This is a genomic window from Pseudorhodoferax sp. Leaf267 (genome assembly GCF_001422405.1).
GTDB lineage: Bacteria > Pseudomonadota > Gammaproteobacteria > Burkholderiales > Burkholderiaceae_C > Pseudorhodoferax.
In genome coordinates, this window is the sequence record NZ_LMMV01000003.1 from 85,940 (window position 1) to 99,180 (window position 13,241).

Annotated in this window: 13 protein-coding genes; 7 read left to right on the forward strand and 6 right to left on the reverse strand. The window is 68.2% G+C overall.

Annotated elements, in window-relative coordinates:
• Nucleotides 1-3 precede the first annotated feature (3 nt).
• Together ASF43_RS08550 and ASF43_RS08555 are read right to left on the reverse strand one after the other, a co-directional pair.
• Complete coding sequence (locus ASF43_RS08550; protein ID WP_056179027.1) at nt 4-561, reverse strand: VUT family protein; 558 nt, start codon at nt 559-561, stop codon at nt 4-6.
• Between the two features lie 110 nt (nt 562-671).
• Nucleotides 672-1,898 carry an MFS transporter gene (locus tag ASF43_RS08555; RefSeq protein ID WP_056179030.1) on the reverse strand — a complete coding sequence of 409 codons (1,227 nt, stop codon included), beginning with the start codon at nt 1,896-1,898 and terminating at the stop codon, nt 672-674.
• A gap of 96 nt (nt 1,899-1,994) precedes the next feature.
• On the opposite strand from ASF43_RS08555, the gene ASF43_RS08560 reads away from it, so the two are divergent.
• Nucleotides 1,995-2,927 (forward strand): LysR family transcriptional regulator, encoded by a 933-nt coding sequence (locus ASF43_RS08560; RefSeq protein ID WP_056179032.1) that lies wholly within the window; start codon nt 1,995-1,997, stop codon nt 2,925-2,927.
• A gap of 63 nt (nt 2,928-2,990) precedes the next feature.
• Here the strand turns inward: ASF43_RS08560 and ASF43_RS08565 are convergent, their stop codons facing one another.
• Nucleotides 2,991-3,935 carry a hypothetical protein gene (locus ASF43_RS08565; protein WP_056179036.1) on the reverse strand — a complete coding sequence of 315 codons (945 nt, stop codon included), beginning with the start codon at nt 3,933-3,935 and terminating at the stop codon, nt 2,991-2,993.
• A gap of 356 nt (nt 3,936-4,291) precedes the next feature.
• On the opposite strand from ASF43_RS08565, the gene ASF43_RS08570 reads away from it, so the two are divergent.
• Both ASF43_RS08570 and ASF43_RS08575 read left to right on the forward strand, forming a co-directional pair.
• Complete coding sequence (locus tag ASF43_RS08570) at nt 4,292-5,431, forward strand: hypothetical protein (protein ID WP_056179039.1); 1,140 nt, start codon at nt 4,292-4,294, stop codon at nt 5,429-5,431.
• Nucleotides 5,432-5,447: 16 nt separating this feature from the next.
• Complete coding sequence (locus tag ASF43_RS08575; RefSeq protein WP_056179042.1) at nt 5,448-6,254, forward strand: SDR family NAD(P)-dependent oxidoreductase; 807 nt, start codon at nt 5,448-5,450, stop codon at nt 6,252-6,254.
• Between the two features lies 1 nt (nt 6,255).
• Here ASF43_RS08575 and ASF43_RS08580 read toward each other — a convergent pair whose 3' ends face one another.
• Both ASF43_RS08580 and ASF43_RS08585 read right to left on the reverse strand, forming a co-directional pair.
• On the reverse strand, nt 6,256-6,450 hold the full coding sequence (locus ASF43_RS08580; protein WP_056179045.1) for a hypothetical protein: 195 nt from the start codon (nt 6,448-6,450) through the stop codon (nt 6,256-6,258).
• A gap of 45 nt (nt 6,451-6,495) precedes the next feature.
• Nucleotides 6,496-6,693 (reverse strand): hypothetical protein, encoded by a 198-nt coding sequence (locus ASF43_RS08585; RefSeq protein ID WP_056179048.1) that lies wholly within the window; start codon nt 6,691-6,693, stop codon nt 6,496-6,498.
• A 366-nt stretch (nt 6,694-7,059) separates the two neighbouring features.
• On the opposite strand from ASF43_RS08585, the gene ASF43_RS08590 reads away from it, so the two are divergent.
• Nucleotides 7,060-7,314, forward strand: a complete 255-nt coding sequence (locus ASF43_RS08590; protein ID WP_056179051.1) for a WYL domain-containing protein — start codon at nt 7,060-7,062, stop codon at nt 7,312-7,314.
• Nucleotides 7,315-7,702: 388 nt separating this feature from the next.
• Here ASF43_RS08590 and ASF43_RS29765 read toward each other — a convergent pair whose 3' ends face one another.
• Nucleotides 7,703-7,936 carry an addiction module protein gene (locus ASF43_RS29765; RefSeq protein ID WP_162241788.1) on the reverse strand — a complete coding sequence of 78 codons (234 nt, stop codon included), beginning with the start codon at nt 7,934-7,936 and terminating at the stop codon, nt 7,703-7,705.
• 180 nt (nt 7,937-8,116) lie between these two features.
• Here ASF43_RS29765 and ASF43_RS08600 point away from each other — a divergent pair, with 180 nt between their 5' ends.
• The 3 genes from ASF43_RS08600 to cas8c are packed head-to-tail and all read left to right on the forward strand — an operon-like array spanning nt 8,117 to nt 13,231.
• Nucleotides 8,117-10,612, forward strand: a complete 2,496-nt coding sequence (locus ASF43_RS08600; protein WP_056179057.1) for a CRISPR-associated helicase/endonuclease Cas3 — start codon at nt 8,117-8,119, stop codon at nt 10,610-10,612.
• Nucleotides 10,605-11,330, forward strand: a complete 726-nt coding sequence (cas5c, locus tag ASF43_RS08605; protein WP_056179059.1) for a type I-C CRISPR-associated protein Cas5c — start codon at nt 10,605-10,607, stop codon at nt 11,328-11,330. The genes ASF43_RS08600 and cas5c overlap by 8 nt, the downstream gene beginning before the upstream one ends.
• Entirely contained in the window at nt 11,327-13,231 is a 1,905-nt protein-coding gene (cas8c, locus tag ASF43_RS08610; protein WP_056179062.1) for a type I-C CRISPR-associated protein Cas8c/Csd1, read from the forward strand. The genes cas5c and cas8c overlap by 4 nt, the downstream gene beginning before the upstream one ends.
• Nucleotides 13,232-13,241: the final 10 nt, after the last annotated feature.

Here is a 13,241-nt window from a genome sequence, read left to right on the forward strand (position 1 = left end):
CGCTCAGCGGGCCTGCTCGATCCGCAGGCTGCGCGCGATCACCAGCCGGAACGGGAGCAGCAGCCCCACACCCACGGCCAGCTTGACGCCCAGGTCGCCGATCGCCCAGGTGATCCAGGGCAGGTCGTCGCCCGCGAAGGCGATGCTCCAGAACAGCGCACTGTCCAGCAGCGCAGCGGCCACCGTGGCCACCAGGGGTGCGCGCCACCAGGTGCCGCGGCGCAGCCGGTCGAACACCCGGATGTCCAGCAGCTGCGAGGCGATGAAGGCCAGGCCCGATGCCGCGGCGATGCGCGGTGGTGCCAGCAGCAGCGAGGCCGCCACGGCGAATGCGAAGCCCCACCAGGCCACGCGCCGCGCCACCTGCGGGCCGAAGCGCCGGTTCGTGAGTTCGCTCACCAGGAAAGCCACCGGGTAGGTGAATGCGCCCCAGGTCAGCCAGTCGTTGAGGGCAAACTGCACGAGCACGTTGGACAGCAGCACCACGACAGCCATGGCGGCGATGGCGCCAGCGCGTGCGGCGCGCGTGGCGGGCACGGGTTGGGCGGGGAATTGGGGCATCGCGCGATTGTCCTCAGGCCGGGCCCTCGCGCACGAAGATCGCGTCGCGGTCCACCTGGACGGCCGCACAGCGCTGGCCGGGCATGTCGACGTCGACGTCGCCGACGCCTTCAGCGCACGACGGCATTTGCCCCCGGCCACATCCGCACCACCAGCGCCCCCACGGCCGCCGCCGTCGCCAAGCCTGTCACACCCATCCACCCCCACTGCGCCAAGGCCAGCGCGCCCAGCGCCGAGCCCGTCGCCATGCCGATGAACACGCCCGTGAACATCACCGCGTTCAAGCGGCTGCGCGCGCCAGGGTCGATGCCGTAGACGAGGGTCTGGTGCGCGATCAGCGTCGCCTGCACGCCCAGGTCGAAGGCGATCGCGCTGGCCGCCAGCAGCGCCAGCTGCGCGGGCGTGGACAGCACCGGCATCAGCGCCATCGCCGCGAAGGCCAGGATCACGAGCCCCGCGCCCAGCCGCGTCACGAGCTCCGGCCCGCGCTTGTCGGCCACGCGCCCGGCGATCGGCGCGGCCAGCGCCCCCGCCGCCCCCGCCAGCCCGAACGCACCGGCCGCCGCGCTGCCCAGGTGGAACGGCGCGCCATGCAGCATCACGGCCAGCGTGGACCAGAAGGCGCTGAAGCCCACCGACAGCAGCGCCTGCGCCAGCGTGGCCCGGCGCAGCGCGCCATGCCGGCGCCACAGGCCGGCCAGCGAGCCCATCAGCGCGCCATAGCCCAACTGCGTCGTCGGCGCAAAGCGCGGCAGCCCGCGCCAGCAGGCCAGGCCGATCAGCGCGATGCTGAGGGCCGCCACGACGAACATCGTGCGCCAGCCGAAGCGCTCGGCCACCACGCCGCTGACCACGCGCGACAGCAGGATGCCCAGCAGCAGCCCCGTCATCACCGTGCCCACGGCGCGGCCGCGGCCGGCCTCGGGCGCCAGCGTGGCGGCGGCCGGCACGATGTCCTGCGCCATGGTGGCAGCCAGGCCGATTGCCAGGCTGGCGGCCAGCAGCAGCCCGATGCCAGGCGCCGCACCCGCGGCCAGCAGCGCCGCGCACAGCGCCGCGGCCTTGAAGGCGATGATGGTGCGCCGGTCGTAGCGGTCGCCCAGCGGCGCCAGCAGCAAGATGCCCAGCGCGTAGCCCAGCTGCGTGAGCGTGGGCACGAATCCCACCGTGCGCTCGGCCGCGCCGATGTCCGCACCCAGCACGCCCAGCATGGGCTGGCTGTAGTAGAGCGTGGCCACGCTGAAGGCTGCGCCGCTGGCCAGCAGCAGCAGCAGCCGGGCCGGCAGGCCGGTGGTGGGCGCGGCGGCCGGCATATGCATCGTTGGAATGGATGTCATGGTGGAAACCCTGATCTGGAGATTGGCCTCGAGTGTGACCGCTGGAGGCGCCACGCGGTAGTGGCAGCGCCCGCACTTGACCTATACGATCTGCGCATGAATGACGCCACCGCCGCCGTCCCCGCCGACCGCATCGCGCTGATGCAGACCTTCGTGCGCATCGTCGAGGCTGGCAGCCTGTCGGCCGCCGCCGCGCAGATGGGCGCCACCCAGCCCACCGTAAGCCGGCGCCTGCAGACGCTGGAGCGCTCGCTGGGCGTGCGGCTGCTGCAGCGCTCCACGCGCCAGCTCAAGCTGACGGAGGACGGCGAACGCTGCTTCGAGCGCGCCAAGGAGCTGCTGGACGGCTGGCAGGCGCTCGAGGCCGACCTGCGCGGCGTGGGCAGCGCGGCCGAAGGCACACTGCGCGTGGTCGTGCCGCATGCGTTCGGCCAGCAGCAGCTGATCCCGCCGCTGGCCGTCTACCTGCGCGAGAACCCCGGCGTGTCGGTCGAATGGCTGCTGCACGACATCCAGCCCGACTTCATCGCGCGCGGCATCGACTGCGCGATCCAGGTGGGCGAGGTGGACGACGCCGGGCTGGTCGCCCTCAAGCTGTGGGACGTGCCGCGCATCCTGGTCGCGTCGCCCGCGCTGCTGGCCGGCCGCGCGCCGCCCACGCAGCCCGACGAACTGGCGGCCTTGCCCTGGCTCGCGCTGCGCACTTTCTACCGCACCGAGGTCACGCTCACGCATGCCGCGCGCGACGAGGCGCGCCGGTTCGCAATCCGACCGCGCATGGGCACCGACAGCCTGTACGCGCTGCGCAGCGCCGCACTCGAAGGCCTGGGCGTGGCCATCGTCTCGGCCTGGGTCGTGGCCGACGAGCTGGCGCGGGGCCGGCTGGTGGCGCTGGCGCCGGACTGGCAGGCCAGCCCGCTGCCGGCCTGGCTGCTGTACCCGTATGCGCGCTTCTACCCGGCCAGGCTGCGGCGCTTCGTGGAGGTGATGCGGCAGACGCAGCCGCAAGGCGCGTCGGTCCACCGATGACCGCGTTGCAGCGCGTCGACCGGGCCCTGCCCGGCACGAGCGGCCGGCGCGCGGGCCACCGCCTCAGTACGTCAGCACCGAGGCCCGCGTGCGGCTTGCGCCCTGCAGCACGTTGCCGCGCAGCTCCACCGTGCGCTGCCCGGGCGCCACGCGCAGGTAGATGCCGTTGCTGGGCCGGTCGTCCACCAGCGTGTTGTTGTGCATCACGAGCGCGTTGCGCGGCCAGCGGTAGCCCTCGGCGCCATACGAGACCATGGTCGAGTTCTGCGTGTTGGGCGCCTGGCGGATCACGTTCTCCGTGACGTTGGCCACGCCGCCGCTGGGCAGCTCGAGCTCGTAGCTGGCACTGCCCGGGTTGCCGTCGACCAGCTGGTTGCGGTGGATCTCGTTGATGCCGGCGCGGCTCTTGAGCAGGTGGCCCACGCGCGCGTCGCGCGACTGGCTGTCGGTGAGGCTGAGCCTGCCGATGCCCCCCACATACAGGTTGTGCGACTGGCCGTCGCCCGCGCCGTTGGCCTGGAACAGGCTGCGCGCGATCGTCAGTTCGGCCTGCGGGTCGCTCGACGTGAGGATGCCGTTCTCGTTGTCGACGAAGCTGCAGTCGACCACCTGCAGCCGCCCGGCCTCGAAGCGGATGCCGGCGCCGTTGCGGTCGGGCACGCGTGCGCCGCGGAACTCGAAGCCCTCGATGCGGATGTCGCCACCGCGCACCACCCAGATCGCCTTGCCCTCGGCGTTGGCGCCGTCGGCGATCAGGCGCGCCCGCCCGCCGACCGCGCGCAGCGTGAGCACGCGCTGCGTCCAGACGGCCACGTCGCGCCGGTAGTCGCCGGCCTGCACTTCCACGGTGTCGCCATCGCGCGCGGCGCGGGCCGCCTGCGCGATGCTGGTGTAGGCGCGGCCGGGGCCGACCTGCAAGGTGGCGGCAGCCGCCATGCCGGCCTGCAGTGCGCAGGCCACCAGGGCCAGTGCCTGCAGCTGGCGTCGTCGGGTCGAGGGTGGTGTCATCGTCGTCTCCCTGCGTGTGTGCGCTTGGCGGTTCTGCCGCGGCGCGCCCGTTGGTCCGGGGCGCTTCGGCCATGGAGCCGCGACGGTACACGCGTGCCGCCTGCGCTGGCGTAGGGTTGCATGCCCCTTACGCTTTGCTTGCGCCTGTTACATCGTGCGTGGTCGTGTATGCGCAGTGCAGGCACGGCAGGGACGCAGCGCCCCCTCGCCAGACCCAGGCACGCGCTATCGCAGTGACCATGGCTCCGCCCGGTGCGGGCGCGCCACGAACTACCCAGGCCAATGCGCTTGCGCGGCCGCGGGGCGGCAACGATGATGCCCGTCCCGCAACGCACAACATCCTGGAGACACGCCACATGCCTTCCCTGTCCCGCCGGGCTCCCCGGTTGCTGCTGGCCCTGGCCACCAGCGCCACGCTGGCCCTCGTGTCCGGCTGCGCCACCGATGCGATGACCAGCGCCGTCGCACCCAGCTTCAAGGTCGACGCCCAGTGGCCCAAGCCGCTGCCGAACAACTGGATCCTGGGCCAGGTCAGCGGCATCGCCACCGACGCGGCCGACCACGTGTGGGTGCTGCAGCGCCCGGGCAGCCTGACCGAGGACGAGCGCGGCGCCGCCCTGAGCCCGCCGCATTCCAAATGCTGCGTACCCGCGCCCTCGGTGCTGGAGTTCGACGCGGCCGGCACGCTGCTGCGCTCCTGGGGCGGCAAGGGCCAGGGCTACGACTGGCCCGAGAACGAGCATGGCCTGTACGTGGACGCCAAGGGCTTCGTCTGGATCACCGGCAACGGCAACAACGACGGCCAGGTGCTCAAGTTCACGCCCGACGGCCGGTTCGTGCTGCAGATCGGCAAGGTCGGCCCGCAGACCGGCAGCGCCGACACCACGCGCCTGGGCCGTGCGGCCGGCGTCGAGGTGGACGTGGACGCGCGCGAGGTCTACGTGGCCGACGGCTACCACAACAACCGCGTCATCGTCTTCGACGCCGACACCGGCGCCTACAAGCGCCACTGGGGCGCCTACGGCAAGCCGCCGATCGCGGTGCCGGCCCAGCCCGACGGGCGGCGCAGCGCCCCGCCCACGACCGCGCAGCTCACCACCTTCGGCAGCCCCGTGCATTGCGTGCGCGTGGCGCGCGACGGGCTGGTCTACGTGTGTGACCGGCTCAACAACCGCGTGCAGGTCTTCCACAAGGACGGCCGCTACGTGAAGGAGTTCACCGTGGAGCCCGCCACGGCCGGCAACGGCTCGGTGTGGGACCTGGTGCTGTCGCGCGACCCGCAGCAGCGCTGGCTGCACATGGCGGACGGGCGCAACAACCAGATCATGACGCTGCGGCGCGACACGGGCGCCGTGGTCGGCACCACCGGCCGCCCGGGCCGCTACGCGGGCGAGCTGCACTGGGTGCACGACCTGGCCGTGGACAGCCAGGGCAACCTGTACGCGGGCGAGGTCGACACCGGCAAGCGCGCGCAGAAATTCGTGCGCCAGCGTTGAACGGCAGGAGCCCACCATGTCCGCCGTCCCGCTTTCCCCACCCGAGCCTGCCGCGATGCCCGTGGCCGTCGTCACCGGTGCCGCGCGCGGCATCGGCCTGGCCACCGTGCAGTGGTTCCTGGCCCAGGGCTACCGCGTCGCGCTGCTCGACATCGACGAGGCCACGCTGTCCGCATCGGCCGCCGCGCTGCACGACACCGGCCGCGTGCTGGCCCTGCCCTGCGACGTGGCCGATCCAGGCCAGGTACAGGCCGCCATCGGCACCGTTGCCACGCGCATGGGCCGCATCGACGCGCTGGTCAACAACGCCGGCATCGCCGTGTTCAAGCCGCTGGGCGAGACCTCGTTCCAGGAGTGGCGCGCGGTGATGGCGACCAACCTCGACGGTGCCTTCCTGTGCGCGCAGGCCTGTGCGCCGGTCATGCTGCGCACGGGTGGCGGCGCCATCGTCAACATCGCGTCCATCTCCGGGCTGCGGGCCAGCACGCTGCGCGTGGCCTACGGCACGAGCAAGGCCGCGCTGATCCATCTGACCCGGCAGCAGGCCGTGGAATGGGGCAGCGTCGGCATCCGCGTGAACGCCATTGCGCCGGGCCCGGTCGAAACCGAGATGGCGCGCCAGGTGCACACGCCGGCGATCCGCGCCGACTACCACGACACCATCCCGCTGGGCCGCTACGGCACGATGGAAGAAATCGCCACGGCGATCGGCTTCCTGTGCAGCCCCGCCGCCAGCTATGTCAACGGGCAGGTGCTGGCAGTGGACGGCGGCTTCGATGCCACGGGCGTGGGCTTGGCCACGCTACGGCGCAGCGCCACATGACTCAGTGCGTCTGCTGCGCGTCGCGCGCCTGGTAGACCGCGCGCAGGCAGGCCAGCACCTCGTCCTCGCGCAAGGCCAGCTCGACCAGCATCTCGGGCGGCACCGGGTCGCCCCGGTCAGCGATGCCGGCGATCCTCTCGCGCAAGGCATCGGCCTTGCGCGCCGCCTCGTCCCACTGGCGGATCAACGGGTCCATCTGCAGATTCCTCCTCGAACTCTCTGGTGCTTCGGACGCCCGGCCTCATTGCATCGGCCCGGCTGCAACCCGGGCCGCCTGCACCGCTTCCAGCCGGGCCACCACGGCGGCCTCCAGCTGCACCAGCTCGACCAGCAACGCGCGCGACACCGGCACGCCCGCACGCGCCAGGCCATCCACCCGCGCGCGCACGGCATCGGCCCGCTTCGCTGCTTCCTTCCATCCTGCAATGGCCTCGTTCATGTTGGCTCTCCTTGATTCCCCGCAGTCTGGCCATGTGCCGTGGCGGGGCATGTCAGCGCGCGTGCCGCACTGTTGTGGGAACCGCCATGGGCGCTGCCATCTCCCTGGCAAGGCTGACAGGGCGGCGAAGCGCGGCGCACGCGTTCGCCGTGCGCTGCGTGGGATGCGTGTGCTGAACCCTCATCAAATCGGCTGAAACGCGCGCTAGCTGACGCCGATGGCAGCCGCTATGCTGCGCCGACAAGAATCCAAAAAACACCGCAATGGGCCAGATCGAGCGCATCCGTCGCATCGAGCGATGGCTGAACGATGGACGGAGCCTGCACAAGCTGGGGCTGTGCGGCGCGCTCGTCGTGCCAGCGTGCAGTGGCCCGTGCGCCATGGCCACGTCGGCAACTGACCATCCGCCACCACGCCCGTGGCCACGGCGAGACGCTGGAGTGCAAGCTGTCGCCGCAGCGGTGGGCGCACCACAGCGGCAACTGGTACCTGAAAGCCTGGTGCCACCTGCGCGAGCCACTGCGCGGCTTCAGCTTGCACCGCATCGTGCAGCTGCGCAAACCTGGCACACGGGCCTCCGACGTCCCCGAGCACGCGCTGGACGCCAGCATCAGGGGATGAGGGTGGGGCGGGGTCATGGGGTGAGCCTGGGAGTGGGGGTGATCGGCGCACTCTTCAGCCTCTCCGCCATTTCTTATTCATGCTCCCGTCTTGCTTTCCAGAATCGATGTGCGCACCTGTCACGGCTGCGTCGTGTCTCGCTAGTGGCGCAGTGCCACGATGGTGATCCTCTCGCCTACGACGATGTAGACCAAAGTGTAGGGATAGCGTTGCAGAGCCAGATGCCGCCGTCCACGCGCGACGCGTGTTCCCACGCCCGGCGCTTACAGCAGCACGATCCCGATCTCCTCATAACGCTCCAGAAGTCGCTGCGCAACCCGAACGCCGAATCGATCACGGCACCACGCGACGGCGTCTGCCAAGTCGCGCCATGCCGTCGGCAGGACGATCAGGCGCCGCGCTTGAGCTGGGCGCGCAGGTCCGCGATCACCGTTTCCCATGGCACGCCTTCGACCTCACCGGCATCGAGCTGGGCGATGCGCCGCCCCATCTCTGCGTCCCACGCGGCGTCGATGTCGTCTTGCTGTGCGACGCTGAGCCGCAGGCGGTCGGCCAGGTCGGCGCGCTCGTCCGAGGACAACTGCATGGCTTGGGCAGCAACGGTCTCAAGGCATGTAGGCATGGCGAACCTCCGGCAACAAGGCGGCGGCAGTCGGAGACTGCCGCCGCTCGGACTCGATGTTGACCTGTTAGCCACTGGCCCATCCCTCATTGCCCATCCCACGAACGGAATAGTTTCATGGTGTATCGGGGCCGCCAGTTCGGGTCCGACTCATTGCGGCCGCCTTCCCGCTAATACGCCATGACCGAGCCCGTCTACATCGCACACCACCGCGCATCAGACGGTGCATGGCAGTCCTTGGAGTCCCATTTGCTGGGTGTTGCCACTCTTGCTCGCGGCTTCGCCAGCAAACTTCATGCAGGCGACATCGGGGAACTGCTGGGGCTACTGCATGACATCGGCAAGTACAGCCGAGAGTTCCAGGCCTATCTGAAGTCCGCCACAGGGGCCTTGGACCAGGATGCCGATGAAGACTGGGTGGACTCCGCGAGTTTGAAAGGAAAGGTTGACCACTCAACCGCGGGTGCGCAATGGATCTGGCAATTGCTCTCACAGCGAGGGCCTCAAGCTCAGGTGCTAGCTCAGGTGGCTGCACTGTGTGTGGCCTCTCACCACTCGGGCCTCATCGACTGCGTTTCGGGAGACGGGCGGCGCTTCGGCGACAGCCTGTTCCTGCGGCGCATGGACAAGCCCGATCAACGTACTCATTTGGCCGAAGTGCTGGGTTCTATGGATCCAAGCGTGCGTGCGCGTTGTAACGAACTGCTCAGCAACACAACGCTGGCGAACGAGCTGTTTGCCTTGCTGTCAGCCATTGGCAACCATCGCGTGGGAGCCCAGGCTGTTGGCGGCGCGGTGGCACTTCAGCAGATGGGCTTAGTGGTGCGCTTCCTGTTCAGTTGCCTGATCGATGCAGACCGCATAGACACCGCAGACTTCGAGAGCCCGCGTGGCCGGTGTTTTCGACCGATCGGCGCGTATGGGGACTGGCAGCATCTCATCGATCGCTATGAAGTCCGCCTCGCGGAATGGCCGGTAGCCCGGCCCATCGACCATCTGCGGCGATCCATCTCGCAAGCCTGCCTCGACGCCGCTGCGCGGCCACGCGGCATCTACACGCTGACCGTTCCCACCGGCGGCGGCAAGACGCTCGCCAGCCTGCGCTACGCGTTGCACCACGCGAAGGCGCGCAAGCTCGACCGCATCGTCTTCGTCATCCCGTTCACGTCGATCAGCGACCAGAACGCAGAAGTCGTGCGGGCAGTCCTGGAGCCAGAGGGCGATGCGCCCGATGCGCAGCGCATAGTGTTGGAGCACCATGGCAGCGTTACGCCGGAGCGGCAGACCTGGCGCGAAAAGATCCTCTGCGAAAACTGGGATGCGCCCGTGGTCTACACGACCATGGTTCAGTTTCTCGAAGCCTTGTTCGGCGCCGGCACCCGGGGCGCCAGGCGCATGCACCAACTGGCGAACGCTGTCATCGTCTTCGATGAAATCCAGACTTTGCCCATTCGCTGCGTCCACCTGTTCAACAACGCTGTCAACTTCCTGGCGGAACGCTGCAACAGTACCGTCGTGTTGTGCACTGCGACCCAGCCGCTTCTTCACACTGTGAAGCTGGAGGCAGGTGCGATGCATCTGGAGCCCGGCCACGAGATCATGGACGATGTCGGCGCCTTGTTCACGCAACTCAAGCGTGTGGACGTGCGCGACGCGCGCCGACCAGGCGGATGGTCGCATTCCGAGATCGCCGAACTGGCACTGCAGGAGTTGCAGCGCACTGGCAGTTGCCTCGTCATCGTCAACACCAAGCGTTCCGCGCAAGTCCTGTACGAATTGGCTGCAGGCGCATTGGATGCGGACCTCCTGTGCCACCTCAGCACCGACATGTGCCCGGCCCACCGAAAGCATGAACTGCAGCGTGTGCGTGACCGCCTAGCCGCCGGCCTGCCGACGTTGTGCATCAGCACCCAGCTGATCGAAGCCGGCGTGGACGTTGATTTCCGTGTGGTCATCCGCTTCCTGGCGGGGCTGGATTCCATCGCCCAGGCGGCGGGCCGCTGCAACCGCAATGGCCGACCAGAGCCCGGTGTGCTGCACATCGTCAATCCGGACGAAGAGTCGTTGCGCCGCCTGCCCGACATCCTGCAGGGCCGCACCGTCGCCGAACACGTGCTCGGTGACTACCGCGATGATCCCGCCCGCTACGGCAACAACCACATCGGTCCGCAGGCGCTGCAGGACTACTACCGCCGCTACTTCTACCAGCGCCAGAGTGAAATGGCTTACCCCATTCCGACTTCGCAGCTTGGCCGGGATGACACGTTGCTAGACCTGCTTTCCATCAACGAACTCGCCGTAAAGGAATGTGCGCGACAAAACGGCAGCGCGCCGCCGATCCCGTTGCGCCAGGCGTTCATGACGGCCGCCGAAATGTTCAAGGCCATCGACGCCCCGACGCAAGGCATCGTGGTGCCCTATGGCCCCGCCGGTCAGGAACTGGTCAACGACCTGTTCGCTGCTTATGACCTGACCCGCGAAGGTGATCTGCTGCGTCGCGCACAGCAGTTCACGGTCAATGTATTCCCGCATGTTCTGCGCAAGCTCAGTGAAGCGAAGGCCCTGAAGCCGGCGCATGACGACCTGCGTATTACCTGCCTCGACCCGCGCTTCTATAGCCTCCGCTTCGGCCTATCGACCGAACCCGTCAATCGAATGGAGACGCCAATTGCCTGACCAGTCACGCAACAGCATCGAGTTCTCGCTGCGTGGGCGACACGCTTTGTTCACCGACCCTCTAACCAAGGTCGGCGGCGAGAAGTGCTCGTACCACGTCCCCACTTACGAAGCGCTCAAGGGCGCCGCGAAGTCCATCTACTGGAAACCCACTTTGGTCTGGGTGATCGACCAGGTGCGCGTGATGCGGCGCATCCGCACGCAGACCAAGGGCACGAAGCCGCTGGAGTTCAGCGGCGGCAACACGCTGGCGATCTACACATTCCTGCACGATGTGGATTACCAGGTCCGCGCGCACTTCGAGTGGAACCTGCACCGCCCGGAACTGGCCGCCGACCGGATCGAAGGCAAGCACCACGAGATCGCGCGGCGCATGCTCGCCCGCGGTGGCCGGCAGGACATCTTTCTCGGCACACGCGACTGCCAAGGCTATGCCGAGCCCTGCGTTTTCGGCGAAGGGCCCAGCGAGCTCGATGAGGACGGAGAACTGGCGCTCGGCCTGATGTTTCACGGCTTCGACTATCCCGATGAAGCCGGTGGCGATGCGCTGCATGCGCGCTTCTGGCGGCCGACCATGGTCAACGGCGTGATCCGGTTTCCGCGGCCGGAGGACTGCGCGCAGCGTCGCTTCGTTCGCAAGATGACGGTCAAGCGCTTCGGAGTCGGGAACCTGTGCGACGTGTCGGATGAACTGGCTCGGTCGGGAGACGCGGTATGAGTTGGCTGCAGAAACTGCACGACACCTACGAGGCGTGCAAAGGCAGAGAAGCGCCAGGTTCGCCGACGCTGATGCCGATAAGCCATACGACGCAGCAGGCGCAGATCGAGATCGTGCTCGACGGGCAAGGCCAGTTCCGGCGCGCCGCCGTGATCGACAAGGGCAGGGGGACGACACTGATCCCCTGCACGGAAGAGTCCGGCGGCCGCGCAGGCTCCAAGCCCGTGCCGCATCCGCTGTGCGACAAGCTGCAGTACCTGGCTGCAGACTATCTGCGCTTCGGTGGCGAAGTGACTTCGGGCTACGCCAAGGATCCTGGCGAACCTTACCGGCTTTACCTGGCTGCGCTGCAAGCATGGACGGACTCTGCGCAGCGGCATCCCAAGCTCAACGCCATCTTCCGCTACGTGCAGCAGGGCCGCGTTGTCGCCGATCTGGCTCGGTACAAGCTGCTGCCGGTGGACGACTCCGGGCTACTGGCCAAGACCTGGCTAGGAGACAAGCAGCAGATGCCCACGGTGTTCAAGTCGTTGAACGCGGGGCAGGCGCCGGAGGATGTGTTCGTGCGCTGGCGCGTGGAGGATGACGATCCGGCCTCGGGCACCTGGGAGGATGCGGCACTGATCGAGGCCTGGATCGCCTACTACGCCACGCTGCAACAACAACGCGGCTTTTGCATGGTGCTGGGGCAGGATGTGCCTCTGGCCATCCAGCACCCTTCCAAACTCCGCAATGCCGGCGACAAGGCCAAGCTGATCTCGGCCAACGACGACACCGGCTTCACATTCCGTGGCCGCTTCCTGGAGTCTTCGCAGGCGTTGGGCGTCGGCTTCGAAGTCACGCAAAAGGCGCACAACGCGCTGCGCTGGTTGATCGCCCGGCAAGGCTCGCGCCAAGGAGATCAGGCCATCGTCGCCTGGGCCGTGTCAGGGGCACCGGTGCCCGATCCGATGGAGAACAGCTACGCGATGCTGTTCGGCGAGCAGCCCATGTTCGCATCGGCAACGATCGAAGATGCGGGACAACCGTTTGCCTGGCAACTGAAGCGCGCGATCGCCGGCTACCAGGCCAGGCTGCAGCCCGGCGAGGGTGTGGTCGTCATGGCGCTTGATTCGGCAACGCCCGGCCGCATGGCCATCACCTACTACCGGGAACTGGCTGGCTCGGAGTTTTTGCATCACATCGAAGCCTGGCATCTGCGCTGCGCCTGGCCGCAGAACTTCGGCAAGGACCGCAAGTTCATCGGAGCGCCAGCGCCCGCTGACATCGCCGAAGCCGCATACGGCCCCCGTGTCGACGACAAGCTCAAGCAATCGACGCGCGAGCGCTTGCTGCCCTGCATCGTCGATGCGGCACCGGTGCCGCGTAATCTCGCCGACAGCGCCGCTCGACGGGCCGTGAACCGCGTGGGCCTCGAGCCCTGGGACTGGAAGAGAACACTGGGCATCGCCTGCGCGCTGTTCCGGGGCCTGCATATGGAAAGGAACTATCAAATGGCACTTGAAACTGACCGCCGCAGTCGCGACTACTTGTTCGGCCGACTACTCGCCATTGCCGAGCACATTGAGGGCCGGGCGCTTTTCATCGCGGGCGAGAATGGCCGTACGACAAACGCGGCACGCCTGATGCAACGATTTGCGGATCGCCCAGCATCCACATGGCGCTCGATTGCGCTCGCGTTGGTCCCTTATCAGACAAGGCTCCGCAACTTGCGCCCACCCTTCTTGTCTTTTATGGAGAACCTGGTCGACGAAGTCGTTTCCGCCTTTGAGCCGGATGACTTCAGGCGAGATACCGCTTTGTCGCCAGAGTTCCTGCTCGGCTACCACTGCCAGCGCCAGCATCTGCGCGTAGGCCCCACCGCTGCTGACGACAACGTCTCCGAACCTACCCCTCAATAAGCTGGAGCCA

Coding starts and splice junctions, on each gene's coding strand:
- ASF43_RS08580 (WP_056179045.1), bottom strand. CDS start 6,450: ATGGACCCGTTGATCCGCCAGTGGGACGAGGCGGCGCGCAAGGCCGAT.
- ASF43_RS08570 (WP_056179039.1), top strand. CDS start 4,292: ATGCCTTCCCTGTCCCGCCGGGCTCCCCGGTTGCTGCTGGCCCTGGCC.
- ASF43_RS08600 (WP_056179057.1), top strand. CDS start 8,117: ATGACCGAGCCCGTCTACATCGCACACCACCGCGCATCAGACGGTGCA.
- ASF43_RS08585 (WP_056179048.1), bottom strand. CDS start 6,693: ATGAACGAGGCCATTGCAGGATGGAAGGAAGCAGCGAAGCGGGCCGAT.
- ASF43_RS08550 (WP_056179027.1), bottom strand. CDS start 561: ATGCCCCAATTCCCCGCCCAACCCGTGCCCGCCACGCGCGCCGCACGC.
- ASF43_RS08560 (WP_056179032.1), top strand. CDS start 1,995: ATGAATGACGCCACCGCCGCCGTCCCCGCCGACCGCATCGCGCTGATG.
- ASF43_RS29765 (WP_162241788.1), bottom strand. CDS start 7,936: ATGCCTACATGCCTTGAGACCGTTGCTGCCCAAGCCATGCAGTTGTCC.
- ASF43_RS08575 (WP_056179042.1), top strand. CDS start 5,448: ATGTCCGCCGTCCCGCTTTCCCCACCCGAGCCTGCCGCGATGCCCGTG.
- ASF43_RS08565 (WP_056179036.1), bottom strand. CDS start 3,935: ATGACACCACCCTCGACCCGACGACGCCAGCTGCAGGCACTGGCCCTG.
- cas8c (WP_056179062.1), top strand. CDS start 11,327: ATGAGTTGGCTGCAGAAACTGCACGACACCTACGAGGCGTGCAAAGGC.
- ASF43_RS08555 (WP_056179030.1), bottom strand. CDS start 1,898: ATGACATCCATTCCAACGATGCATATGCCGGCCGCCGCGCCCACCACC.